The 23585-nt window shown below is 61.2% G+C and carries 24 protein-coding genes; 14 read left to right on the forward strand and 10 right to left on the reverse strand.

Annotated elements, in window-relative coordinates:
• Positions 1-2: 2 nt before the first annotated feature.
• Positions 3-920, reverse strand: a complete 918-nt coding sequence (cysD, locus tag GIV26_RS01000; RefSeq protein ID WP_003171640.1) for a sulfate adenylyltransferase subunit CysD — start codon at positions 918-920, stop codon at positions 3-5.
• Between the two features lie 252 nt (positions 921-1172).
• Entirely contained in the window at positions 1173-1931 is a 759-nt protein-coding gene (locus GIV26_RS01005) for a Nif3-like dinuclear metal center hexameric protein (RefSeq protein WP_020302961.1), read from the reverse strand.
• Positions 1932-2032: 101 nt separating this feature from the next.
• On the opposite strand from GIV26_RS01005, the gene algW reads away from it, so the two are divergent.
• Both algW and GIV26_RS01015 read left to right on the forward strand, forming a co-directional pair.
• Positions 2033-3193 carry a Do family serine endopeptidase AlgW gene (algW, locus tag GIV26_RS01010; protein WP_003188388.1) on the forward strand — a complete coding sequence of 387 codons (1161 nt, stop codon included), beginning with the start codon at positions 2033-2035 and terminating at the stop codon, positions 3191-3193.
• Positions 3194-3305: 112 nt separating this feature from the next.
• On the forward strand, positions 3306-5399 hold the full coding sequence (locus GIV26_RS01015) for a TonB-dependent siderophore receptor (protein WP_236279327.1): 2094 nt from the start codon (positions 3306-3308) through the stop codon (positions 5397-5399).
• A 523-nt stretch (positions 5400-5922) separates the two neighbouring features.
• Here the strand turns inward: GIV26_RS01015 and hemH are convergent.
• Positions 5923-6948 carry a ferrochelatase gene (gene hemH, locus GIV26_RS01020; RefSeq protein WP_236279328.1) on the reverse strand — a complete coding sequence of 342 codons (1026 nt, stop codon included), beginning with the start codon at positions 6946-6948 and terminating at the stop codon, positions 5923-5925.
• Between the two features lie 14 nt (positions 6949-6962).
• Complete coding sequence (locus GIV26_RS01025) at positions 6963-7862, reverse strand: TIGR01777 family oxidoreductase (protein ID WP_054896874.1); 900 nt, start codon at positions 7860-7862, stop codon at positions 6963-6965.
• Between the two features lie 212 nt (positions 7863-8074).
• Between GIV26_RS01025 and GIV26_RS01030 the strand changes: the two genes are divergently transcribed.
• The 12 genes from GIV26_RS01030 (at position 8075) to GIV26_RS01085 (ending at position 18064) form a co-directional block, all read left to right on the forward strand.
• Positions 8075-9061, forward strand: a complete 987-nt coding sequence (locus GIV26_RS01030; RefSeq protein ID WP_014716849.1) for an NAD(P)/FAD-dependent oxidoreductase — start codon at positions 8075-8077, stop codon at positions 9059-9061.
• Complete coding sequence (locus tag GIV26_RS01035) at positions 9058-9273, forward strand: TIGR02450 family Trp-rich protein (RefSeq protein WP_054896873.1); 216 nt, start codon at positions 9058-9060, stop codon at positions 9271-9273. Before GIV26_RS01030 ends, GIV26_RS01035 begins: the two co-directional genes overlap by 4 nt.
• Positions 9274-9385: 112 nt before the next feature.
• Positions 9386-10345, forward strand: a complete 960-nt coding sequence (locus GIV26_RS01040) for a YbgA family protein (protein WP_198862406.1) — start codon at positions 9386-9388, stop codon at positions 10343-10345.
• Between the two features lie 3 nt (positions 10346-10348).
• Positions 10349-11278 (forward strand): MerR family transcriptional regulator, encoded by a 930-nt coding sequence (locus GIV26_RS01045; protein ID WP_034128070.1) that lies wholly within the window; start codon positions 10349-10351, stop codon positions 11276-11278.
• On the forward strand, positions 11279-12721 hold the full coding sequence (phrB, locus tag GIV26_RS01050) for a deoxyribodipyrimidine photo-lyase (protein WP_057977386.1): 1443 nt from the start codon (positions 11279-11281) through the stop codon (positions 12719-12721).
• The gene (locus GIV26_RS01055; RefSeq protein ID WP_054896870.1) at positions 12714-13136 is read left to right on the forward strand and encodes a nuclear transport factor 2 family protein; all 423 of its coding nucleotides are present in this window, start codon (positions 12714-12716) and stop codon (positions 13134-13136) included. The genes phrB and GIV26_RS01055 overlap by 8 nt, the downstream gene beginning before the upstream one ends.
• Complete coding sequence (locus GIV26_RS01060; protein ID WP_236279329.1) at positions 13133-13915, forward strand: SDR family NAD(P)-dependent oxidoreductase; 783 nt, start codon at positions 13133-13135, stop codon at positions 13913-13915. Before GIV26_RS01055 ends, GIV26_RS01060 begins: the two co-directional genes overlap by 4 nt.
• Positions 13912-15159, forward strand: coding sequence for an NAD(P)/FAD-dependent oxidoreductase (locus tag GIV26_RS01065; protein ID WP_054922542.1), 1248 nt, complete (start codon positions 13912-13914; stop codon positions 15157-15159). Before GIV26_RS01060 ends, GIV26_RS01065 begins: the two co-directional genes overlap by 4 nt.
• Positions 15156-15965, forward strand: a complete 810-nt coding sequence (locus GIV26_RS01070) for a DUF1365 domain-containing protein (protein WP_072446988.1) — start codon at positions 15156-15158, stop codon at positions 15963-15965. The genes GIV26_RS01065 and GIV26_RS01070 overlap by 4 nt, the downstream gene beginning before the upstream one ends.
• Positions 15952-17223: an SAM-dependent methyltransferase gene (locus GIV26_RS01075; RefSeq protein ID WP_236279330.1), complete on the forward strand. Its 1272-nt coding sequence runs from the start codon at positions 15952-15954 to the stop codon at positions 17221-17223. The genes GIV26_RS01070 and GIV26_RS01075 overlap by 14 nt, the downstream gene beginning before the upstream one ends.
• On the forward strand, positions 17216-17707 hold the full coding sequence (locus GIV26_RS01080; protein ID WP_236279331.1) for a DUF2878 domain-containing protein: 492 nt from the start codon (positions 17216-17218) through the stop codon (positions 17705-17707). The genes GIV26_RS01075 and GIV26_RS01080 overlap by 8 nt, the downstream gene beginning before the upstream one ends.
• A gap of 54 nt (positions 17708-17761) precedes the next feature.
• Entirely contained in the window at positions 17762-18064 is a 303-nt protein-coding gene (locus tag GIV26_RS01085) for a YkgJ family cysteine cluster protein (protein ID WP_003188364.1), read from the forward strand.
• A gap of 107 nt (positions 18065-18171) precedes the next feature.
• Here GIV26_RS01085 and GIV26_RS01090 read toward each other — a convergent pair whose 3' ends face one another.
• The 6 genes from GIV26_RS01090 to hemA form a co-directional block, all read right to left on the reverse strand.
• Positions 18172-18690, reverse strand: a complete 519-nt coding sequence (locus GIV26_RS01090) for an acyloxyacyl hydrolase (protein WP_014716838.1) — start codon at positions 18688-18690, stop codon at positions 18172-18174.
• Positions 18691-18801: 111 nt separating this feature from the next.
• Entirely contained in the window at positions 18802-19596 is a 795-nt protein-coding gene (murI, locus tag GIV26_RS01095; RefSeq protein ID WP_236279332.1) for a glutamate racemase, read from the reverse strand.
• Entirely contained in the window at positions 19589-20344 is a 756-nt protein-coding gene (locus GIV26_RS01100) for a molybdopterin-synthase adenylyltransferase MoeB (RefSeq protein WP_034128079.1), read from the reverse strand. Before GIV26_RS01100 ends, murI begins: the two co-directional genes overlap by 8 nt.
• Positions 20338-21168 (reverse strand): peptide chain release factor N(5)-glutamine methyltransferase, encoded by an 831-nt coding sequence (prmC, locus tag GIV26_RS01105; protein ID WP_096144155.1) that lies wholly within the window; start codon positions 21166-21168, stop codon positions 20338-20340. Before prmC ends, GIV26_RS01100 begins: the two co-directional genes overlap by 7 nt.
• Positions 21169-22251 (reverse strand): peptide chain release factor 1, encoded by a 1083-nt coding sequence (prfA, locus tag GIV26_RS01110; RefSeq protein ID WP_054896862.1) that lies wholly within the window; start codon positions 22249-22251, stop codon positions 21169-21171.
• The gene (gene hemA / locus GIV26_RS01115; protein ID WP_003188356.1) at positions 22248-23537 is read right to left on the reverse strand and encodes a glutamyl-tRNA reductase; all 1290 of its coding nucleotides are present in this window, start codon (positions 23535-23537) and stop codon (positions 22248-22250) included. Before hemA ends, prfA begins: the two co-directional genes overlap by 4 nt.
• Between the last annotated feature and the right edge of the window lie 48 nt (positions 23538-23585).

A 23585-nucleotide genomic window follows, 5' to 3' on the forward strand; every position in this document is an offset into this window, starting at 1 on the left:
CCTTAGAAATAGCCTTGACGTTTTTTATCTTCCATCGAGCCTGCACCATCGTGGTCGATGACACGGCCCTGGCGCTCGGAAGTTCGCGTCAGGAGCATTTCCTGAATGATGTCCGTCAGCGTCTCGGCTTCGGACTCCACCGCGCCCGTCAACGGGTAGCAGCCAAGGGTGCGGAAACGTACTTTCTTTTTGACGATGCGGGCTTTGTCTTCGTCGGACAGGTGCTCAAGGATGCGGTCGTCGTCGATCATGATCAACGTGCCGTTCTTCTCGATCACGTCGCGCTCGGCGGCGAAGTACAGCGGCACGATCGGGATGCCTTCCAGGTAGATGTACTGCCAGATGTCCAGCTCGGTCCAGTTGGACAGCGGGAACACGCGGATCGACTCGCCCTTGTTGACGTTGCCGTTGTAGACGTTCCACAGCTCCGGGCGTTGGTTCTTCGGGTCCCAACGGTGCTTGCTGTCGCGGAACGAATACACGCGCTCTTTGGCACGGGATTTCTCTTCATCGCGACGGGCACCGCCGAATGCTGCGTCGAAACCATGCTTGTCCAGCGCCTGCTTGAGGCCCTCGGTCTTCATGATATCGGTGTGCTTGGCACTGCCGTGGGTGAACGGGTTGATGTTCTGCGCCACGCCATCGGGGTTGATGTGGGTAATCAGGTCCAGGCCCAGCTCCTCGACCATCTTGTCGCGGAACTTGTACATCTCCTGGAATTTCCAGCGAGTGTCGACGTGCATCACCGGAAATGGCAATTTGCCCGGGAAGAAGGCCTTGCGTGCCAGGTGCAGCATCACGGCGGAGTCTTTACCGATCGAGTAGAGCATCACCGGGTTATCGAACTCGGCGGCGACCTCGCGGATGATGTGGATGCTTTCCGCCTCCAGCTGTTTCAGATGCGTCAGTTTGTCGACCATGGTTACTCACGGAAAAACGATCTTATGGACGGCCAGCGGGCCGTGTTCGAGCGAGGCATGCTAGCACAGCAACTTCTTCTATTTAGGGCGCCAGCTAGACCGAAACGATATATGAATATGCCGCCGAGTTTGGCGCTCAACTCGGTCAATGTGGGAGCTGGCTTGCTTGCGATACAGGCGCCGCGCTCATTCAGGCTGACCGAGGTGATGCCATCGCAGGCAAGCCAGCGCCCACAGTGTTCATGCTGTGCTTTAGATCGGATTGGGGCAGTCGATGAACAGATGCTCCAGGGCAAAGCGCCGCGCCAGGTAGTCGCCCAAGGCCTGCACGCCGTAGCGTTCGGTGGCGTGATGGCCGGCGGCGATGAAGCTGATGTCGTTTTCCCGGGCGCTGTGGAAGGTCTGTTCGGACGCTTCACCGCTCAGGTACAAATCGACACCCGCGGCAATCGCCTGGTCGATGTAGCCCTGGCCGCCACCGGTACACCAGCCGACGCGGCGAATCATTTCGCTGCCTTCGATCAGCAGCGGTTCGCGGCCCATCACGTCCTGCACGCGACGGGCGAAGTCACGAGGTGACAAGGGCTCGGCCAGGGAGCCGACCAGGCCGACGATTTTTGGGTTGCCCGGGTCCAGCGGGCCTTCGACGGTGATGTCCAGGTGGCGAGCCAGTTGCACGTTGTTGCCGACATCGGCGTGCAGGTCCAAGGGCAAGTGGTAGGCCAGCAGGCTGATGTCATGCTTGAGCAGGGTTTTGAGACGGCGCTGCTTCATGCCGGTGATGCACGGGTTTTCGCCCTTCCAGAAGTAACCGTGGTGCACCAGCACCAGGTCGGCCTTGGCTTCGACGGCGGCGTCCAGCAGGGCTTGGCTGGCGGTCACGCCGCTGACGATGCGCATCACTTGGGGCCGGCCCTCGACCTGCAGGCCATTGGGGCAGTAATCGGCAATTTTGGCGCTGCCGAGGTAGCGGTCGGCTTCCTCGACGAGGGTAGTAAGGGGCACGGCCATAAAAGACTCCTAAATATCCCGTTCGCAGGCGTCACAGCCTCGTATAATGCGCGACATTATGGGCGCTCTCCCGCCCCCTGCAACCTGTCAGGACTTACTTGATGCTCAAGGCACTGCGTTTTTTTGGATGGCCATTGTTGGCTGGCGTGCTGATCGCGATGCTGATTATCCAGCGTTATCCCCAGTGGGTGGGCCTGCCCACACTGGATGTGAACCTGCAACAGGCGCCGCAGACCAACACAGTGGTGCAAGGGCCGGTGACCTATGCCGATGCCGTGGTCATCGCCGCTCCGGCGGTGGTCAACCTGTACACAACCAAGGTCATCAACAAGCCCGCGCATCCGTTGTTTGAAGATCCGCAATTTCGCCGCTACTTCGGTGACAACGGCCCCAAGCAGCGCCGCATGGAATCCAGCCTCGGCTCCGGCGTGATCATGAGCCCCGAGGGCTACATCCTCACCAACAACCATGTGACCACGGGCGCCGACCAGATCGTGGTGGCCCTGCGTGACGGCCGCGAAACCCTGGCCCGCGTGGTGGGCAGCGACCCGGAAACTGATCTTGCGGTACTCAAAATTGATCTGAAGAACCTGCCGGCCATCACCCTCGGCCGCTCCGACGGTTTGCGCGTGGGCGATGTAGCGCTGGCCATCGGCAACCCGTTCGGGGTGGGGCAAACGGTGACCATGGGCATCATCAGCGCCACCGGGCGTAACCAGTTGGGCCTTAACAGCTACGAAGATTTCATCCAGACCGACGCCGCGATCAACCCCGGCAACTCGGGCGGTGCGCTGGTGGACGCCAATGGCAACCTGACGGGCATCAACACCGCGATTTTTTCCAAGTCTGGCGGCTCACAGGGCATTGGGTTTGCGATCCCGGTGAAGCTAGCGATGGAAGTGATGAAGTCGATCATCGAGCACGGCCAGGTGATTCGCGGCTGGCTGGGCATTGAGGTACAGCCCTTGACCAAGGAACTGGCCGAGTCATTTGGCCTGACCGGGCGTCCAGGCATCGTGGTAGCGGGGATCTTCCGCGACGGCCCGGCGCAGAAAGCCGGCCTGCAACTGGGCGATGTGATCCTCAGCATCGACGGCGCCCCGGCGGGTGATGGCCGCAAGTCGATGAACCAGGTGGCGCGGATCAAGCCGACCGACAAGGTGGCGATCCTGGTGATGCGCAACGGCAAGGAGATCAAACTGTCGGCGGAAATCGGATTGCGCCCACCACCGGCGACCGCGCCAGTGAAAGAAGAGCAATAACCGTCGCGCCCCTAGCGCCCGTTCGCGGGCGCTGGTAAGGCTACATTTCTTAGCGATTCATTCTCATTAGGCATGTTATATTGTTTCAATATCGCTATTGGAACGCTCTATCATGCCGTCTCGAAAGTTTGTGCCCTTGGCCGGCCTGGCCCTGGGTTTGCTGCTCGACCCTGCCTACGCCGAAGAAAACACCCTGGAACTGGACACCATCAGCGTCACTTCCGACGCCTATGAATCCGCCACCGGCCCGGTCGACGGCTACCGTGCCACCCGCTCTGCCAGTGCGACCAAGACCGACACGGCCTTGCGCGACATCCCGCAATCGATCAGCGTGATTCCCGCCACGGTACTCAAAGACCTGGGCAGTACCAGCGTGGAGCGCGCCCTGGAATTCGCTGGCGGCGTATCCAAGCAAAACAACTTCGGCGGCCTGACCCTCTACGAATACAGCGTGCGCGGCTTCACCACGTCCGAGTTCTACCAGGATGGTTTCAGCGCCAACCGTGGTTACCCCAGTACCCCGGACGCGGCGAATATCGAGCGCATTGAAGTGCTCAAGGGCCCCGCCGCCAGCCTGTATGGGCGTGGCGATCCCGGCGGCACGGTAAATATCGTCACCAAGAAACCACAGCCCGAGGCCTTCACCACGCTGCAGACCAGTGCAGGCAGTTGGGACCGCTACCGCACGGCGCTGGATGTGAATACGCCGCTGGACAGCGAGGGGCGCATGCTGACGCGAGTGAACCTGGCCGTTGAAGACAACCACAGCTTTCGCGATCACGTGGACGCCAAGCGTGTGTTTGTCGCGCCCTCCTTCAGTTGGCAACTGGACCCGGATACCACCCTGCTGGTGGAAAGTGAGTTCGTGCGCCACAGCTCCACCTTCGACCGAGGCATCGTCGCCAATACCGGCATGTCCCATTCCACCTTCCTCGGCGAGCCCAACGACGGCAATATCCGCAACCACAACAACCGCATTCAGGCGGCGTTGGAACACCACCTCAACGACGCCTGGAAACTGCGCCTGGCCAGCCATTACAAGCAAGGCAGCCTGTGGGGCGATGCTTCGGAAAGCCGAGCGTTGAACGCAGACGGCCACAGCGTCAATCGCCGCTACCGTGAACGCTCCACCGGTTGGCATGACAGCATCACCCAGCTGGAACTGCGCGGGGTGTTCGATATCGGCAGTTGGCAACATGAACTGTTGATCGGTACCGAGTACGAGGATTACCGCAAGAAAGAGCGCGTGACGGCGATCGCAGGCGACTATCCCATCGACATCTACAAGCCGGTGTACGGCCAGCCCAAACCCAACGGCAAACGCTCCGGTACCGACTTCTTCGAACAGACTAAAAGCCACGCACTCAACCTGCAAGACCAGATCATCTTCACCGACCGCCTGCGCGGCATGATCGGTGCGCGCTTCGAACACTTCGAACAAAGCACCGACGACTTCACCCGCAACCACGCCAATGGCCGCCAAACCCACGACGCCTTCACTCAGCGCGCCGGCCTGCTCTACCAGCTCACGCCAGAAATCGGCGTGTTTGCCAACGCCTCCACGTCGTTCAAGCCCAATAGCGGCCTGGATGCCGCTGGCAAGTCCTTCAAGCCCGAAGAAGGCGTGGGTTATGAGGTGGGGGTCAAGAGCGAGCTGTTTGACGACCGCCTCAGCGCTACCCTGGCGGCCTTTCATATCGAAAAGGAAAACGTGCTGACCCTGGACCCGGCGACCAACCTCAACCGCGCCATGGGCAAGGCCCACAGCCAGGGGTTCGACCTGCAAGTAACCGGGCAAGTGACCGACGCAGTCCGCGTGATCGGCGCCTTGGCCTACATCGACGCTGAAGTGACCAAGGGCGACAAAACCATTCCTACGGGCAGCCGCATTCTGGGCGTGGCCAAGCGCAGTGGCAGTGTGTTGGGCGTGTATGAGTTCCAGGAAGGCGCGTTGCGTGGCTCAGACCTGGGCGCAGCGTTCACCTATGTAGGTGACCGCTCAGGCGAAGCCGGCACGGGTTTCGAACTGCCCGCCTACCACACCGTGGATTTGCTGGCACATTACAAGGCTACGCAGAATGTGACGGTGGGGCTGAACCTTAACAACCTGTTCAATGAAAAGTACTACGAGCGGTCCTACAGCAACTATTGGGTCAACCCGGGTGAGCCGCGCAACTTCACGGTTAGCCTGACCCTTAATCTGTAGATACAGTCAAAATGTGTGGCTTGCCTGCGATGACCATAGGTAATCACGATGCGAAGCGAGCCGCTCTTGATCTTGATCTGCTTGTGATCTTGATCTCAGGCGCCCCGTTAAACCACGCTGGCCGAACGCAGGCTTGAATTCGTGGGTAACCCGGCAGGACGCCGGGTTAGCCGCCCCGCGCCATGGATGGCGCGTGGCGGCGGCCCACGGATTCAAGCCTGTGTTCGGGCACACCGAGCCCAAGCGAGGTGCCGAGTGGTGGGGCAAGAGCCCTTTGGTTACTTTGGGCTGGGCCGGCATTCCGGCTCTTTTCCAAAGTGACCCGCTGTAAAAGCGGAACCCTAAGCAGCCGTTACCGCAGGAGTGGATATGTACACAATCCAACTGTGTTGACTGCCATGCCGCCTTCGCGAGCAAGCCCGCTCCCACAATTGGTCCGCGGGGGGGCAAGTAGGGAAGCGTCGCGGTTAGGCCGCCATCGCAGGCAAGCCAGCTCCCACAATTGGATCACCGCAGGGCTCGATTACAAGGCAACCGGCGCTCGTTCGCACAGGGTATTAAGCGCTGCCGCCCACTGCGGCTCGTCATTCAGGCAAGGCACCAACACCAGCTCCTCGCCCCCCGCTTCAAGAAATTGCTCGCGACCGCGATCGCCAATTTCCTCCAACGTTTCAATACAGTCGGCGACGAACGCCGGGCACATCACCAGCAGCTTCTTCACGCCTTGCTGGGCCAATGCCTCAAGGCGTGCCTCGGTGTAGGGTTCGATCCACTTGGCCCGGCCCAGGCGGGACTGGAACGCCACCGACCATTTGCCCTCCGGTAAACCCAGCCGCTCGGCCACATCCCGCGCCACGCTGAAGCACTGCGCGCGGTAACAGGTGGCAAGCACTTCAGGGGATGCGTTCTTGCAGCAGTCGGCATCCTTGAAGCAGTGCTGGCCCGTGGGGTCGAGCTTAGTCAGATGACGCTCAGGCAAGCCATGGAAACTGAGCAGCAAGTGATCGTAATCCTGCTCCACATAAGAGCGCACACTCGCCGCCAGCGCATCGAGGTACTCAGGCTGATCGTAGAACGGTTGCAGGATCGAAAACTGCACATTCAGTTGCTTGTCGCGCACCACTCGCTTGGCTTCCTCTATCACCGTGGTGACGGTGCTGTCGGCAAACTGCGGGTACAACGGCGCCAGTGTGATTTTTTGAATACCCTGGGCGGCCAGGCGTGTCAGGACCGTTTCCAGGGACGGCTCGCCATAACGCATCGCCAGTTCCACCGGGCCCTGGGTCCACTGCGCGGTCATCTGCTGCTGCAGGCGGCGGCTCAGCACCACCAACGGCGAACCCTCATCCCACCAGATCGACGCATAGGCATGGGCCGATTGCTCGGGGCGCTTGATCAGGATCAGCGATACCAGCAAGCGCCGCACCGGCCACGGCAAGTCGATCACATAAGGGTCCATCAGGAACTGATTGAGGTAGCTGCGCACATCGGCCACTGAAGTGGACTTTGGCGAACCCAGGTTGACCAGTAACAACGCGTGATCGGTCATGCAACATCCTATCTTTAGAGGCGGCTGGACAAGTCGTCCAGAGCCGCACGCAACTCAGTGAACTGGAAAGTGAAACCTGCGGCCTGCAGCCGTTCAGGCAAAGCCTTTTGCCCGCCCAGCAACAAGCCGGACAACTCACCCAGGCCAACCTTCAACGCAAATGCCGGCATCGGCATGAACGCCGGGCGGTGCAGCACCTGGCCCAGGGTCTTGGCAAATTCGCGGTTGCGCACCGGGTGCGGCGCGCAGGCATTATAAGGACCGTTGGCGTCTTGCTTGTGCAGAAGAAAATCAATCAGGGCGATTTGATCCTTGATATGCACCCAGGGCATCCACTGCCGTCCATTGCCAATCGGCCCGCCCAGCGCCAGTTTGAACGGCAGCAGCAGGCGCGACAAAAAGCCGCCCTCGGCAGACAGCACCAACCCCGTACGCACCAGCACCACACGAATGCCCAAGGCTTCGGCACGCTGGGCGGTTTCCTCCCAGGCGATACACAACTGGCTGGGGAAGTCATCCAGCACCGGGCCGCTGGCTTCGGTCAGTTCGCGCTCGCCGCCGTCGCCGTACCAACCCACCGCAGAGCCGGAGATCAGCACCGCCGGTTTTTGTTCCAGGCTTTCCATCCAGGCCAGCAAGGTTTCGGTGAGGTGAATGCGACTGTTCCACAGCAATGCCTTGCGCTTGTGGGTCCAAGGCCGGTCCGCGATAGGCGCGCCTGCCAGGTTGACCACCGCGTCCACCGTGCCAATCACCTCTTGTAGGCGAGCCACTCCGAGCACCTGCGCACCGCACACCCGGGCGACCGTTTCCGGTTGCCGGCTCCACACCGTCAGGCGGTGGCCTTGCGCGAGCCAGTGCTTGCAGAGTTGACGGCCGATCAAGCCGGTACCGCCGGTCAGCAAAATATGCATGGGACTCTCCTCATGTAACGTTCGCCGCCGCTCACTGGTCTATTTTATAAGCAGGGATCAATTTGATAATTGAGCGTGACGGGGGTTCAAGCCTTAGCTTAACCATAGGTCACGCCACACAATCAGGCACGCCAAAACTTATACCAAAAAACAATATTGTACAGCTATTGGTGTCGGCGTAGTCTGTACCCAACGGTAAAACGAGGCCTCCCATGACTGTTCCCATCGCGATCATTGGTACCGGCATCGCCGGTCTCTCCGCCGCCCGAGCGTTACAAGACGCAGGGCATGCAGTGCAACTCTTCGATAAAAGCCGCGGCAGCGGTGGCCGCATGTCCAGCAAGCGCAGCGACGCCGGCGCGCTGGATATGGGCGCGCAATACTTCACCGCTCGCGACCGGCGCTTCGTCAACGAAGTGCAGCGCTGGCAAAGCAACGGCTGGGCCGAGCAGTGGAAGCCCCAGCTGTATAACTTCAAGTCCGGGCAATTGACGCCCTCCCCCGATGAGCAGATCCGCTGGGTGGGCACGCCGCGCATGAGCGCCATCACTCGCGCCCTGCTCGACGACTTACCGGTGGAGTTCGGTTGCCGCATCACCGAAGTCTTCCAGGGCACGCAGCACTGGAACCTGCTCGACGCGGACGGCGGCAATCACGGCCCTTTCAGTCACGTGATCATTGCCACGCCGGCGCCCCAAGCCACCGCCCTGCTGGCCGCCGCGCCCAAGCTGGCGAGCGCCGCCGCCGGAGTGAAAATGGACCCGACCTGGGCCATCGCCCTGGCGTTCGACAAGCCCCTGGATACGCCGATGGAGGGCTGCTTCGTGCAAGACAGCCCCCTCGACTGGCTGGCGCGTAACCGCAGCAAGCCCGGGCGCGATACCACCCTCGACACCTGGGTGCTGCACGCCACCAGCGCCTGGAGCAAGGCCCACCTGGACCTGCCCAAGGAAGCGGTGATCGAACACCTGCACGGCGCCTTTGCTGAATTGCTGCACAGCGCCATGCCCGCGCCGTCGTTCAGCCTGGCGCACCGTTGGCTCTATGCGCGCCCATCGAGCAGCCATGAATTCGGCGTGCTGGCCGACGCCGACCTGGGCCTGTTCGTCTGTGGTGACTGGTGCCTCTCCGGCCGGGTGGAAGGTGCCTGGTTGAGTGGCCAGGAAGCGGCGCGACGCTTGATCGAGCACTTGCAATGAACCGCATCAACCCCGCCAAACTGCTGCTGTCAAAATGGACGGCAGCTCATCCCCGCCACAAGGAAAAACACTTCCTGGTCACCGAATTGTTCCGTGACGACGAGGGCACGGTGCTGGACATCGAACTGCAGGCCATCCTTACTCGGCGCGCCGAACGCCTGCCCTGGCAGACCCTGAAAAACGCTGAGGACTGGACAATCGGCTGGAAATAAAGCGGCGGCACAAACCTGTACAAAATATTTGACTTGTACAACATCGAGCCTATGATGAGATTTAGTTGTACAAGATTTGTAGCTTGTACAGGATTCTTGCAGAGGTTTGCTTATGTCCAGCCGTGTGAAACCGAAGATCGCCATCAGCGCCTGCCTTCTGGGTGAGAACGTGCGCTTCAATGGCGGTCATAAACAGTCCCTGCTATGCAGCCAGACCCTCAGTGCCTATTTCGATTTCGTCCCGTTGTGCCCTGAAGTTGCCATCGGCCTGGGCATTCCTCGGCAAGCGATCCGCCTGGTCGGGGACCCCAACCAACCGCAGGCCGTGGGCAGCGTAAACCCTGCGCTCAATGTCACTCAGCCACTGGACGATTACGGCCAGCAAATGGCCCGGGAACATACCGACCTGTGCGGCTACATCTTCATGCAAAAGTCACCGTCCTGCGGCCTGGAGCGGGTCAAGGTGTACCGCGACAACGGCACGCCCGTCGACGGTGGCGGGCGCGGCATTTACGCCCAGGCGTTTTGTGCCCGCCACCCCAACCTGCCGGTGGAGGAAGACGGTCGCCTGAACGACCCGGTGCTGCGGGAAAACTTCCTCACCCGCGTATTCGTGTACGCCAGTTGGCAGCAACTGTTGGCCGACGGCCTTACCCGTCACCGCTTGCTGACGTTTCACTCGCGCTACAAGTACCTGCTGATGGCCCACAGCCCGGCGCATTACAAAAGCCTGGGCCACTTGCTCGGCAGCATGGGCAAGGGCATTGACCTGCAAGCTTTGGCCGACGGCTATTTCAGCGAACTGATGGCGGGCCTGAAAAAATGCGCGACTCGCGGTACCCATACCAATGTGCTGCAACACATCAGTGGCTATCTCAAGCAAGCCATCAGTGCCGATGACAAACAGGAAATGCAGACCGTCATCGGCCAATACCGCCACGGCATCGTGCCACTGGTGGTGCCGCTGACCCTGCTCAAACACCACTTTCGCCAACATCCGGACCGCTACATCGCGCAGCAGGCCTACCTGCAACCGCACCCGGAAAACCTCAGCCTGCGTAATGCGATCTAACCCATGAAACCTGCCCTGCTCGACGAACCCGGCGAAGACCTCGCCCTGGCCCTGGAAAACGGCTGGCTGCCGATACGCGAGGTGGCGCGCCAGACCGGCGTGAATGCGGTGACGCTGCGCGCGTGGGAGCGCCGCTACGGCCTCATCGTGCCCCAGCGCACGCCCAAAGGGCATCGGTTGTTCAGCGCCGAACATGTGCAACGCATCCAGGCCATCCTCACCTGGCTCAATCGCGGCGTGCCGGTCAGCCAGGTCAAAGGGCTGATCGACTCCGCCCAAGGTAGCCCGGAGCCGATGGAAAACGAATGGCAGAGCCTGCGCCAGCATTTGGTGAGTGCCATCAGTGAACTGGCCGAGCGCCGGGTCGATGACGCCTTCAACCAGGCCATGGCGCTTTACCCGCCACGCACCTTGTGCGAGCAATTGATGCTACCGCTGCTCAACGAGCTGGAACAACGCTGGCAGGGCCAGTTCGGCGCGCAGATGGAGCGGGTGTTCTTCCTCTCATGGCTGCGCAGCAAGTTTGGCGCACGGATCTATCACAACAATCGTCAACTCCACGGCGCGCCCCTGTTGCTGGTCAATCATTCCGACCTGCCCCTGGAACCGCACCTGTGGCTCAGCGCCTGGCTGGCCAGCAGTGCCGATTGCCCGGTGGAAGTATTCGATTGGCCACTGCCTGTCGGCGAACTGGCCCTGGCGGTGGAGCACCTGCAACCACGTGCGGTGCTGCTGTATTCGAGCAAGGCGTTGCAAGTGTCGGCACTCAGCAAACTGCTGGGCGGCATCCATTGCCCAACGGTGATTGCCGGACCAACGGTGTGCATCCACCACGCCGAGTTGGGCGTATTAACCCAGGACATCCCTGAGTTGTTCGTGGCCGAGGACCTGTTGGCGGCCCATCAATTATTGATCCAGCGTGGAATTGTCTAAATGCATCTGATCTGGCTGCGCACCGACTTGCGCCTGCACGACAACACTGCCCTGGCGGCCGCGTGCCAGCGCGGCCCCGTCGCGGCTGTTTACCTGATCACGCCCGAGCAATGGCAGGCGCATGATGACGCGCCGTGCAAAGTCGATTTCTGGCTGCGCAACTTGCAGCACCTGAGCCAGGCACTGGGCAACCTCAACATTCCGCTGTTAATCCGCCACGCCGCGACCTGGGACCAGGCGCCGACGGTACTGAGCCAACTGTGCCGCGAGCTGTCGGTGGAGTCGGTACACGTCAACGAGGAATATGGCGTTCACGAGAGCCGCCGCGACCGCGCCGTGGCCCAGGCCCTGGAAGCTGACGGCGTGACCTTCCACAGCTACCTGGACCAACTGTTTTTCCAGCCGGGTAGTGTGCTGACCAAGACCGGCACCTACTTCCAGGTGTTCAGCCAGTTCCGCAAGGTCTGCTACAGCCGCCTGCACAGCGCCCTGCCCCGCGTGGTGCCGACGCCAAAGGCCCAGGCCGAGCCTGGCGTGAAAAGCGACCCTGTGCCAACGGCAGTCGAAGGGTTCCCGACACCCAGCGAAACCTTGCGTGCCCTCTGGCCCGCTGGCGAAGACGAAGCGCGCCGTCGCCTTGATGCCTTCGCCGATCAGCAGATCAGCTATTACAAGGACGAACGCGACTTCCCGGCCAAGCCCGGCACCAGTCAGCTTTCTGCCTACCTGGCCGCCGGAGTGGTTTCGCCGCGCCAGTGCTTGCACGCCGCGCTGCAAACCAACCAGGGCGAGTTCGAAAGCGGCGACATCGGCGCCATCACCTGGATCAACGAGCTGCTGTGGCGCGAGTTCTACAAGCACATCCTGGTCGGCTACCCACGGGTTTCCCGCCACCGCGCGTTTCGCCCGGAAACCGAAGCGCTGGCCTGGCGCAAGGCGCCCGAAGACCTGGCCGCCTGGCAACAGGCGCGCACCGGCTTGCCGATCATCGACGCGGCCATGCGCCAACTGCTGGAAACCGGCTGGATGCACAACCGCCTGCGCATGGTGGTGGCGATGTTCCTGACGAAGAACCTGCTGATCGACTGGCGCGAGGGCGAGCGCTTCTTTATGCGCCACCTGATCGACGGTGATCTGGCGGCCAACAACGGCGGCTGGCAATGGAGTTCGTCCACGGGCACCGACTCGGCGCCGTATTTCCGGATATTCAGCCCGCTGAGCCAATCGGAAAAATTCGACGGTGACGGCGTGTTCATCAAACGCTGGCTCCCGGAACTGGCCGCGCTGAATAAAAAACAAGTGCACAACCCCGAAGCGGCTGGGGGCCTGTTCGGCGTGGCGGATTACCCGCGTGCCATCGTCGATTTGAAACAGTCTCGCGAGCGCGCCTTGGCCGCATTTCGCCGGCTGCCTTCGCGTCAGGAGATGGCCGAACATGAGTGACTTCCTGCACCAGTTTGCCCACACCTTCGCCACGCTGGACAAGCACAACCTGCACCTGCTCGGCCGCCTGTACAGCGAGGACACCGCCTTTGCCGACCCCCTGCATGAAGTCCAGGGCCTGCCAGCGTTGCGGCGTTACTTTGCCGACTTGTACAGCAACGTCAGCGAGCTGCATTTTGACTTCCACGGCTTCGATACCGTGGCCGAAGGCGAGGGCTACCTGCGCTGGACTATGCGTTTTCGTCACCCACGCTTGGCCAGCGGCCAGGTGATCGAGGTGCCAGGCTGTTCTCATTTGATGTGGCACGACAAGGTTTACCGCCATCGCGACTATTTCGATGCCGGCGCCCTGCTCTATGAACATGTCCCCCTACTGGGTCGCGTTATTCGTTGGCTGAAAAGGAGAATGGGATGAGCCTTACACCGCCCCGTCGTTATTGGCTGACCGGCGCCAGCAGTGGTATCGGTGCGGCGCTGGCCGTGGAGTTGCTCGCCAGCGGCGCCCAAGTGGCCCTGAGTTCCCGCACCCAAGGCCCGCTGGATGCCCTCGCCCTTCGATATCCAGGCCAGGTTCTGGTGGTGGCCGGCGACCTGACCAACAGTCAGACCGTGCGCGAGATCGGCGAGCGTATCAGCGAGGTCTGGGGTTCGCTGGACACGGTGATCCTCAACGCCGGCACTTGTGAATACGTCGACGCCCGGCAATTTGACGCCTCGATCATCGAGCACGTGGTGCGTACCAATCTGCTGGCCAGCAGTTATTGCATCGAGGCCGCGCTGCCACTGTTGCGCGCAGGGCGCACCCCGCACCTGGTGGGCGTGGCCAGTGCCGTGACCTACCTGCCCATGCCCCGCGCCGAAGCCTACGGCGCGTCCAAGGCCGGCCTGCGTTACTTGTTCGAATCCCTGCGTATCGGCCTATCGCCGGAAAACATCGATGTCACTGTGATCAGCCCAGGCTTCGTCGACACGCCGCTGACCGAGCGCAATGATTTCTCGATGCCCCTGAGCTGGCCGGCCGACAAAGCCGCGAAACACATTTTCGCCAAGCTGGAAAAACGCCCGCTGGAAATCGCCTTTCCGGCCCTGTTCATTGCCACCTTGTGGCCGCTGTCGAAGCTGCCCAACCGCGCGCAACTGATCATCGGCAAACGCATGCTGCGCAGCCCGCCACCGAAGAAGGACGACCTGTGAAGATCGCCATTATCGGCAGCGGCATCGCCGGGCTGACCAGCGCCTACCTGCTCAGCCGTCGCCACGACATTACGCTGTTCGAGGCCAATGACTGCATTGGCGGGCATACACACACGGCCAACGTGACGGTCGACGGCAAAAACTATGCGGTGGACACGGGCTTCATTGTGTTCAACGACTGGACCTACCCGAACTTCATCCGTCTGCTGGAGCAGATCGGGGTCAGGTTCAAACCCACCGAGATGAGTTTTTCGGTGTGCGACCAAAGCACAGGCTTCGAGTACAACGGCAACAACCTCAACAGCCTGTTTGCCCAGCGCCGCAATATTCTGTCGCCGGGGTTCTGGGGCATGTTGCGCGATATCCTGCGCTTCAATCGCCAGGCGCCCCTGGACTTGCAAGAGCAGCGCATCAGCGCCGACATGACCCTGGGCGATTACCTCACCGCTGGCGGCTATGGCCCCAGGTTTATCCGGCATTACATCGTGCCGATGGGCGCTGCCATCTGGTCGATGTCCCTGGCCGATATGCTCAAGTTTCCGCTGCAGTTTTTTGTGCGCTTCTTCAAGAACCACGGCTTGCTCTCGGTGAGCAACCGCCCGCAATGGTGCGTGATCGAAGGCGGTTCCAGCTGTTATATCGAGCCGCTGACCCGCAGCTTTCGCGAACAGATACGGCTCAACTGCCCTGTGCATAAGGTGCAACGCAGCGACGAAGGTGTAGTTATCCACAGCCCGGCCGGCAGCGAAACCTTCGACCGCGTGGTATTCGCCTGCCACAGCGATCAGGCCCTGGCCTTGCTCGATGACCCCAGCCAGGCCGAACAGCAGATCCTCGGCGCCCTGCCCTACGCCGAAAACGACGTGGTGCTGCACACCGACACACGCCTGCTGCCCGACCGCAAACTGGCCTGGGCCAGCTGGAACTATCGGCTGACGGGCAACGTGCAACAACAGGCCGCCGTCACCTATGACATGAACATCCTGCAAGGCATCGACAGCGCCACTACCTTTTGCGTCAGCCTCAATCAGACGCCGATGATCAACCCGCTGAAGATCCTGGCGCGCTACACCTATGCCCATCCGCAATACAGCCTGGCCGCAGTCGCCGCACAGGCACGCTGGGAAGAATTGAACGGCGTGCGCAATACCTTTTACTGCGGGGCCTACTGGGCCAACGGCTTTCACGAAGACGGCGTGGTCAGCGCTCTGCGCGTGGCCCAGGCGTTTGGGGAAACCCTGTGAACAGCGCCTTGTACAGCGGCTGGATCGCCCATCGCCGGTTTACGCCCAAGGCCCACGCCTTTCGCTACCGCATCGGCCTGCTGTACCTGGACCTCAGCGAAGAGGACGAAGTACTGGGGCTCTCGCCGCTGGCCGGCACGGGGCGCCTGGCGCCTTTCGGTTTCCGCCAGCAGGATTACCTGCGTGAATTCACGCGCCACGGCATGAGCCTGAGCGATGCCGTGCGCCAGGAAGTCGGCAAGGCCCTGGGGCAAACACCCCAGGGCGCTATCTGCCTGCTGACCCAGGCCCGCAGTTGGGGCCTGGCTTTTAACCCGGTGAGTTTCTTCTACTGCTTCGAGGCTGACGGGCAACTGGCCGCGATCCTGTGTGAAGTGACCAACACCCCATGGCGCGAGCGCTATCACTACGTGCTGCCCGCCCAGGCACTGGGCGCCGATGAGCACCAGCATTTCGCCGTGGCCAAGGCCTTCCATGTGTCGCCGTTTTTGCCTCGCGAGCTGGAATACCGCATGAGTTTCAGCCAGCCCGCCGCCAGGCTCGGCGTGCATATGGCCGATTGGCAGGGCACGCAAAAAGTCTTCGACGCCACCTTGAGCCTGGAAAAACAGGCACTGAACCGCGCCAGCCTGCATCGCTATTTGTGGCGCTTTCCCTGGATGACCGCCAAGACCGGCCTTGCAATCTACTGGCAAGCCTTGCGCCTGCTGCTCAAACGAACTCCGATTTTTTCCCACCAGGCCGCCGATGGCGCCTCTCGCACCGCAGTCGGGTATACCAAGGATCGCCACCATGAAATCCCCTAGCTTATCGGTCAAGGCTAAACGCCTGAACGTCAACGGCATGACCGCTGCGCTATTGCGCAAAGGCGTGTTGCGCCAGCTCAGCCAATTGCGCCATGGCCAGTTGGTCATCATCGAGGATGGCGAGCGGCAAGTCTTCGGCGCACGGGAAGCGCACCTGCTGGGCGAGATCCAGATTCTCGACGCGGCGGTATGGGGGCTGGTGGCGGCCAATGGCTCGATCGGCGCCGGCGAAGCGTTTATCCATGGTTACTGGACCAGCCCCGACCTCACCGCCGTCGTGCGGGTGATGGTCAGCAACCTGGAGGTGCTCGACGCCATGGAAGGTGGCCTGGCACGCCTGGCGCGGCCGTTCACTCAGGGCCTGCACTGGCTCAACCGCAACACGCGCAAAGGCTCGCAAAAAAACATCGCCGCCCATTACGACTTGGGCAACGACCTGTTCGAAGAATTTCTCGACCCCACCATGATGTACTCGGCCGCGCAATTCCTGACCCCCGATGACACCCTGGAACAGGCACAACTGAACAAATTAGCGCGCATCTGCCAGAAACTGGCGCTCAAGCCCAGCGACCATCTGCTGGAAATCGGTACCGGCTGGGGCAGCATGGCGTTGTATGCGGCGCAGCATTACGGTTGTCGGGTCACCACCACGACCCTGTCCAAGGAACAGTTCGCCTACACCGCGCAGCGTATCCAGGCCGCGGGCCTGCAAGATCGTGTGACCGTACTGCTGAGCGATTACCGCGACCTCACCGGTGAGTACGACAAGCTGGTGTCGATCGAAATGATTGAAGCGGTGGGCCATCGTTTCCTGCCCACCTATTTCAAACAATGTGCCCAGTTGCTCAAGCCCGACGGCCTGATGCTGCTGCAAGCCATCACTATTCGTGAACAACGCTTTGAGCAGGCCAAACGCAGCGTCGACTTTATCCAGCGCTACATCTTCCCTGGTGGCGCGCTGCCCTGTGTACAAAACATGCTGCAGATCGTCAGCCGTGACACCGACATGAACCTGCTGCACATGGAAGACTTCGGCCTGCACTACGCCCGCACCCTGCGCCTGTGGCATGAAAACTTTCGCCGCGCCCATGGCCGTCTTGCGGAACTCGGTTATGACGAATACTTCCTGCGCCTGTGGGAGTTTTACCTGTGCTACTGCGAAGGTGGCTTTATGGAGCGCACCATCGGCACCGCGCAGTTGCTGCTGGCCAAACCGGCGGCCATCAATCCGCCGCTGCTCGGGCGTTTCAGTGCTTAAATCCCTGGCCAACGCCGTGCTGTTTCAGTGCGGCTGGTTTGCCTGCGTACTCGGCGGCGATAGCCGTTGGTTGCTGATCGGCGTCGCGGTACTGGGCGCACACTTGCTGTGGATAAGTTCTTGGGCAAGAGAGGGGCAAGTGATTCTGGCCGTGACGGTGCTGGGAACACTGGTCGATACGGCACTGCGTGGGCTCGGCGTGTTTGAGTTCAATACGCCGGGGGCACTGATTCCGCTGTGGCTGATACTGTTATGGGCCTTGCTGGCCACCACCTTGCGCCATTGCCTGGCCTGGAGCGCACGGCCCTGGTGGCTCGCCAGCCTGCTAGGCGCGGTGGGCGGGCCGTTGTCTTATTACGCCGGCAGTCAATTGGCAGGCGTGAGTTTTGCGTACGGCACCGCCCCAACACTGATCGGCCTGGCGCTGTTATGGGCCATGCTCTTTCCGCTGTTACACTGGGTTGCGCAGAGGCTGGAACACTGACGCCCGTCCGAGCATTCATACGCATCTGACGCACTTGCCTTACACTGCGCGCCTATGACCAACATCCCTCACATTCAAATCACCGAACCCGTCACGTGCTCGACGTGCGCGGCTTGTTGCTGCCAGCTGGAAGTCATGCTGATCACCGACACCGGCGTGCCACAACGCTTTATCGATACCGACGATTGGGGGGGTGAGGTGATGCTGCGCCTGGACGACGGCTGGTGCGCAGCGCTGGACCGCGACACGATGATGTGCACGATCTATGAGCTTCGGCCGTTGATTTGCCGGGAGTTCGAGATGGGTGCGCCGGAATGCCTTGAAGAGCGTGAAGGCATTACCACGGCCTACCGCTGATTCTGTAGGAGCGAGCTTGCTCGCGAAAACCTGAGAACGCCGCGTTAAACCTGATTCGCTGCGTTATCGTTGAGGTTCTTCGCGAGCAAGCTCGCTCCTACAGTGCATTACAGCGGCATGGTGTAGTGCAGCGAGTAACTCTCTACACCATCGTTATTGCTGCTAATGCCGGCGTTGGAATAATGCGTGGCACGAATGCCCACTTCATGCCCGCCGTTGAACCGCAGGCCGAAACCCAGGCGGTCTTCGAACTGGAAGGACTGGCCGATGTTGTTGTCTTCCAGCCGAGTGCGAGAGAACAACGCCACGCCGATACCGGCTTCGATGTAGGGTTTGACCGACTCGCCGGCAAACTCATACACAAACACCGGCGAGAACGACAGGCTGCTGGCGCCCGCACGATCATCCCCTTCCCAATAGGTATACGCGCCGCTCCAGTAGCCGGTCAGTCGGCCGACATTGCTCTGCATCCAGCTCTTGTCCCAATCGGAGGTCAGGCCCAGGCGGTAGGTCAGCGTCGAATCGCTGGTGCTCCCCAAGCCGAACTCCAGGCCGGCGGCCTGGGCTGAAACAGAGTGTCCCAACATAGCGGCCGCAATCGCAGCCAAACAGAACAAGCGCTTCATGTGAAACATCCTTTGCAAACGGAATAATTGGGTTGTGTACAGGCTAACGGGCTATAGAAGCCGACGCATAGCCAGAAGTTCAGCTTTTTTCAGGCTGATTTCGCGAAATTTTCACGAGCCAAAGCTTCGCACAACTCCAGGATGTTTCCAAAGTGTCGGTAGGATGATTCTTAGGTGACACAGATCGCCGCTGGTCCAGAACTGTGCAGGTTCAGGTTCGCCAATGGCCAGCAGGTCGCGCTCACCCAGCAAGCGCTTGAGCTGGCGCGCCACGGCGGCGCCGGTATCAATGAGGATGATGCTGGGGGGCAGCATCTGCGCCAGGAGTGGCTTGAGGAAGGGATAATGAGTGCAACCCAGGATGATGGTGTCGCAACCGGCGCTAAGCAGCGGCTCAATATAGCCTTGCAGCAGGGAGTGCAAGGCGGGGCTGTTGAGGTCGCCGGCTTCAATCAGCTCCACCAGGCCCGGGCACGGCTGGGTAATCACCCGCACATCGGTGGCAAAACGGTCGAGCAAGGCGGCGAACTTGGCGCTTTGCAGTGTGCCCGTAGTGGCGAGCACACCCACCACACCACTGCGCGTGGCCGCGGCAGCAGGTTTGACCGCAGGCTCCATGCCTACCAGCGGCCAGTCGGGGTAGTCCTGGCGCAAATCGGCCACCGCGGCGACCGTCGCCGTGTTGCAGGCAATCACAAAGGCCTTGGCGCCCCGCTCGCGGAAAAACTCAGCGACCGAGCGAGAACGTTCAAGAATGAACGCCGGCGTTTTCTCACCATAGGGAATGTGCCCGCAGTCCGCCACGTACAGCAGTGACTCGTGGGGCAACAACTGCTGGATTTCTTCCAGCACCGTCAAGCCGCCGATACCGGAATCGAACACACCAACAGGCGCGCCCTTAACCATGCTTTGCCCCGCAGACGCTGCAGCCTGGGTCACGCTTGACGCGCAACTCGCGAAAACGCGTGGTCAGCGCATCGATCAACAACAGGCGTCCTACCAACGACTCACCAAAACCGGCCAGCAGCTTCAAGGCTTCCAGCGCTTGCAGGCTGCCAACCACACCGACCAACGGCCCGACAACGCCGGCTTCGCTGCAGGTCAGTTCAGTGTCGCTGCCGTGCCCATACAAACAGTGGTAGCAGGGACTGTCAGCGCGACGAGGGTCGAATACCGACAATTGCCCCTCAAGGCGAATGGCCGCGCCACTGACCAACGGTTTGCCGGCGGCAACGCAGGCTACGTTGACCGCCTCGCGGGTAGAGAAGTTATCGCTGCAATCGAGCACCAGATCCACTGCGTTGACCGCAGCAGCCAGCGAGTCGGCATCCAGCGCAGCACGATGGGCGACCAGGGCGACTTCAGGGTTGATCGCTCTCAGGCGCCCCATGGCCGAATCGACCTTGGTCTGCCCCACGCTGTTAGTGTCATGGATGATCTGGCGTTGCAGGTTGGTCAAATCGACCGTATCGAAATCAGCCAGGTGCAATTCGCCCACCCCAGCAGCGGCCAAGTAAAGCGCCACCGGAGCGCCCAGGCCACCCAGGCCGACGATCAACGCGCGGCTCTGTTTCAGGCGTAATTGGCCATCAATGTCGACATGCTGCAACAGAATCTGCCGGCTATAGCGCAACAGCTCCTGGTCGGTCAGCACGGGCGGCGCCCCAAGGTGATGCGTTCGTGACCGCCAAGGTCGATGCGGCTGTGTACGCCGTCAAAGCCCTGGTTCAGCAACAAGTCGCGCACGGCCTGGGCCTGGTCGTAACCGTGTTCGAGCAACAGCCAGCCGCCGTCGTTCAGGTGAGCAGGAGACTTTGCAATGATCAGGCGCAAATCGTCCAGGCCATCGTGCCCCGCCACCAGCGCACTGGCCGGTTCGAAGCGCACATCGCCGGCCACCAGGTGCGGGTCATTGTCGGCAATGTAGGGCGGGTTGCTGATGATCAGGTCGAAGCGCTGGCCTTGCAGGGCGCTGAACCAGTGGCTGTTGAGCACCGTGGCGTTAGTGAGGTGCAGGCGTTGACGATTGCGCTCGGCCAGGGCCACGGCCTCCAGCACACGGTCGACCGCCGTGACCTGCCAGGCCGGACGTTCGCTGGCCAAGGCCAAGGCGATGGCGCCGCTACCGGTGCCCAGGTCCAGGACCTGGGCGGGCGTGGCGGGCAGCAATTCCAGGGCAGCTTCCACCAGCAACTCAGTTTCCGGGCGGGGGATCAAAGTGTGCGGTGCCACTTCCAGGTCGAGTTTCCAGAAGCCTTGCTGGCCGAGGATATAGGCCACCGGCTCGCCGCTGCGGCGGCGCTGCAGGTAGCCGGAAAAGGTCAGCGCGTCTTCGCTGCTGACGATCTTTTCCGGCCAGGTATGCAGATAGCTGCGTGATTTGCCCAGGGCAGCGGCCAGCAGCAACTCCACGTCCAGGCGCGCCGTCGGCGAGTCGGGCAGGTCAGCGGCGCGCAGCAGGCTGGCGATGATGGTCATTTAGTCACCTATCGCCGCCAGTTGGTCGGCCTGGTATTCGGCGAGCAACGGCTCGATCACCGCATCCACGCCCCCGGCGAGAATTTCGTCGAGGGAATACAGGGTGAGGTTGACCCGATGGTCCGTGACGCGGCCCTGGGCAAAGTTGTAGGTACGGATACGCTCGGAGCGGTCGCCGGAGCCCACCAGCAGCTTGCGTTCGCTGGCAATTGCGTTGGCCGCGGCGCTGGTCTGCTGGTCGTTCAACTTGGCCGACAACCAGGACATGGCCCGCGCACGGTTCTTGTGCTGGGAACGTTCTTCCTGGCACTCCACCACAATGCCCGACGGCAAGTGTGTGATACGGATCGCCGAGTCGGTCTTGTTAACGTGCTGGCCACCCGCGCCGGATGAGCGGTAAGTGTCGACACGCAAATCCGCCGGGTTGATCTCGATGGCTTCCTGTTCGTCCGGCTCAGGCAACACGGCGACGGTGCACGCCGAGGTGTGGATGCGGCCCTGGGATTCCGTCGCAGGCACCCGCTGTACGCGGTGCGCACCGGACTCGAACTTCAGCTTGCCGTAGACATTGTCACCTTCAACCCGGGCGATGACTTCTTTATAACCGCCGTGCTCGCCCTCGTTCTCGGAGAGGATCTCCACGCGCCAGCCGCGACGCTCGGCATAGCGCGAATACATGCGGAACAGATCACCGGAAAAAATCGCCGCCTCGTCGCCACCGGTACCAGCGCGGATTTCGAGGAAAACGTTGCGTCCGTCGTTAGGGTCCTTGGGCAGCAACATGCGTTGCAGGTCACCCTCAAGCTCAGCGAGTTTTTCCTTGGCTTCGCGGACTTCTTCCACGGCCATTTCGCGCATGTCCGGGTCGCTGTCCTTGAGCAGGGCCTGGGCGCCTTCGAGGTCGGCCTGGACTTTCAGCAGGTGTTTATAAGTGGCCACAATGGGCTCAACTTCGGCGTATTCCTTGGAATAAGCACGGAATTTGGTTTGATCGGAAATGACCTCGCCATCGCCGAGCAAGGCGGTCAGTTCTTCGAAACGGTCCTGGAGCACGTCCAGTTTATTGAGCAGTGACGCTTTCATTGCGGTTTTTTATCCGAAGAGCTGTCTGACGCGCCCTCACCGAGGGCAAAGAGTTCCTGGGCCATGGCCAGCGCATCGAGGCGGCCTTCGGCGGTAAGCTTTTTCAACTGGACGCTAGGAGCGTGGAGCAGTTTGTTGGTCAGGCCACGGGCCAATTGCATCAGCACTTCCTCGGCGCCGCTGCCGTTGGCCAGCATGCGCTGGGCCTTGAGCAACTCTTCATCACGCAGGCGTTCACCCTGCTGACGATACGCCTTGAGCACATCCACTGCCGCCAGCTCACGCAGGCGCACCATGAAATCTTCGGCGCCGGTGCTGACCATTTCCTCGGCGGCCTGGGCGGCACCCTGACGACTCTTGAGGTTTTCAGCGACCACTTCATGCAGATCATCGACGCTATAAAGGTAAACGTCGTCCAACTCGCCGACTTCGGGCTCGATATCCCGTGGAACGGCGATATCTACCATGAAGATCGGCTTGTGCTTGCGCAGCTTCAACGCGCTCTCGACCGCGCCCTTGCCCAGAATCGGCAATTGGCTGGCGGTAGAACTGATGACGATATCACTGCGCACCAGTTCAGCGGGAATGTCCGACAGCAGCACCGCATGGGCACCGAACTGCTCGGCCAGAATGCTGGCGCGCTCCAGGGTGCGGTTGGCGACCACGATGCGCTTCACGCCAAGATCGTGCAGGTGACGGGCCACCAGAGTGATGGTTTCACCAGCGCCGATCAGCAGGGCCTGGCTGCGCTGCAAGTCGCTGAAAATCTGCTTGGCCAGGCTCACTGCGGCAAAGGCCACGGACACCGGGTTTTCGCCGATGGCCGTATCGGTACGCACTTGCTTGGCGGAATTAAAGGTGGCCTGGAACAGGCGGCCCAGCAATGGGCCGACGGTGCCGGCCTCACGCGCCACGGCGTAGGCAGACTTCATCTGGCCGAGAATCTGCGGTTCACCCAACACCAGCGAGTCGAGACCGGCCGCCACGCGCATCATGTGACGAACTGCCGCATCCTCTTCATGCACATAAGCGCTGGCACGCAGGTCATCGAGGCTCAAATGGTGATAATCGGCCAGCCAGCGCAGCACCACATCCGCCGAGAGATGTTCCTGCTCTATATAGAGCTCGCTGCGATTGCAGGTCGAAAGGATCGCAGCTTCGCGGCTGTCGGTAAGTCGGCAGAGCTGCTGCAAGGCCTCAACCAACTGCTCTGGCGTAAACGCCACGCGCTCGCGCACGTCTACGGAGGCAGTCTTGTGGTTAATACCGAGTGCGAGGAAGGCCATTCAATATCGCTGATGATGTCGGGAAGCCGACAATTGTCCTACTTCGAA

The organism is Pseudomonas sp. PA-1-3F (assembly GCF_021609665.1).
GTDB classification, from domain to species: domain Bacteria; phylum Pseudomonadota; class Gammaproteobacteria; order Pseudomonadales; family Pseudomonadaceae; genus Aquipseudomonas; species Aquipseudomonas paracarnis.

What these genes read in the sequence shown, in the direction of transcription:
- GIV26_RS01035 (WP_054896873.1), top strand. Translation starts at nt 9,058, where the DNA reads ATGAACCGCATCAACCCCGCCAAACTGCTGCTGTCAAAATGGACGGCA.
- GIV26_RS01030 (WP_014716849.1), top strand. Translation starts at nt 8,075, where the DNA reads ATGACTGTTCCCATCGCGATCATTGGTACCGGCATCGCCGGTCTCTCC.
- GIV26_RS01025 (WP_054896874.1), bottom strand. Translation starts at nt 7,862, where the DNA reads ATGCATATTTTGCTGACCGGCGGTACCGGCTTGATCGGCCGTCAACTC.
- GIV26_RS01085 (WP_003188364.1), top strand. Translation starts at nt 17,762, where the DNA reads ATGACCAACATCCCTCACATTCAAATCACCGAACCCGTCACGTGCTCG.
- phrB (WP_057977386.1), top strand. Translation starts at nt 11,279, where the DNA reads ATGCATCTGATCTGGCTGCGCACCGACTTGCGCCTGCACGACAACACT.
- GIV26_RS01055 (WP_054896870.1), top strand. Translation starts at nt 12,714, where the DNA reads ATGAGTGACTTCCTGCACCAGTTTGCCCACACCTTCGCCACGCTGGAC.
- GIV26_RS01090 (WP_014716838.1), bottom strand. Translation starts at nt 18,690, where the DNA reads ATGAAGCGCTTGTTCTGTTTGGCTGCGATTGCGGCCGCTATGTTGGGA.
- prfA (WP_054896862.1), bottom strand. Translation starts at nt 22,251, where the DNA reads ATGAAAGCGTCACTGCTCAATAAACTGGACGTGCTCCAGGACCGTTTC.
- GIV26_RS01045 (WP_034128070.1), top strand. Translation starts at nt 10,349, where the DNA reads ATGAAACCTGCCCTGCTCGACGAACCCGGCGAAGACCTCGCCCTGGCC.
- GIV26_RS01040 (WP_198862406.1), top strand. Translation starts at nt 9,386, where the DNA reads ATGTCCAGCCGTGTGAAACCGAAGATCGCCATCAGCGCCTGCCTTCTG.
- hemH (WP_236279328.1), bottom strand. Translation starts at nt 6,948, where the DNA reads ATGACCGATCACGCGTTGTTACTGGTCAACCTGGGTTCGCCAAAGTCC.
- GIV26_RS01060 (WP_236279329.1), top strand. Translation starts at nt 13,133, where the DNA reads ATGAGCCTTACACCGCCCCGTCGTTATTGGCTGACCGGCGCCAGCAGT.
- cysD (WP_003171640.1), bottom strand. Translation starts at nt 920, where the DNA reads ATGGTCGACAAACTGACGCATCTGAAACAGCTGGAGGCGGAAAGCATC.
- prmC (WP_096144155.1), bottom strand. Translation starts at nt 21,168, where the DNA reads ATGACCATCATCGCCAGCCTGCTGCGCGCCGCTGACCTGCCCGACTCG.
- GIV26_RS01015 (WP_236279327.1), top strand. Translation starts at nt 3,306, where the DNA reads ATGCCGTCTCGAAAGTTTGTGCCCTTGGCCGGCCTGGCCCTGGGTTTG.
- GIV26_RS01005 (WP_020302961.1), bottom strand. Translation starts at nt 1,931, where the DNA reads ATGGCCGTGCCCCTTACTACCCTCGTCGAGGAAGCCGACCGCTACCTC.
- algW (WP_003188388.1), top strand. Translation starts at nt 2,033, where the DNA reads ATGCTCAAGGCACTGCGTTTTTTTGGATGGCCATTGTTGGCTGGCGTG.
- hemA (WP_003188356.1), bottom strand. Translation starts at nt 23,537, where the DNA reads ATGGCCTTCCTCGCACTCGGTATTAACCACAAGACTGCCTCCGTAGAC.
- GIV26_RS01075 (WP_236279330.1), top strand. Translation starts at nt 15,952, where the DNA reads ATGAAATCCCCTAGCTTATCGGTCAAGGCTAAACGCCTGAACGTCAAC.
- murI (WP_236279332.1), bottom strand. Translation starts at nt 19,596, where the DNA reads ATGGTTAAGGGCGCGCCTGTTGGTGTGTTCGATTCCGGTATCGGCGGC.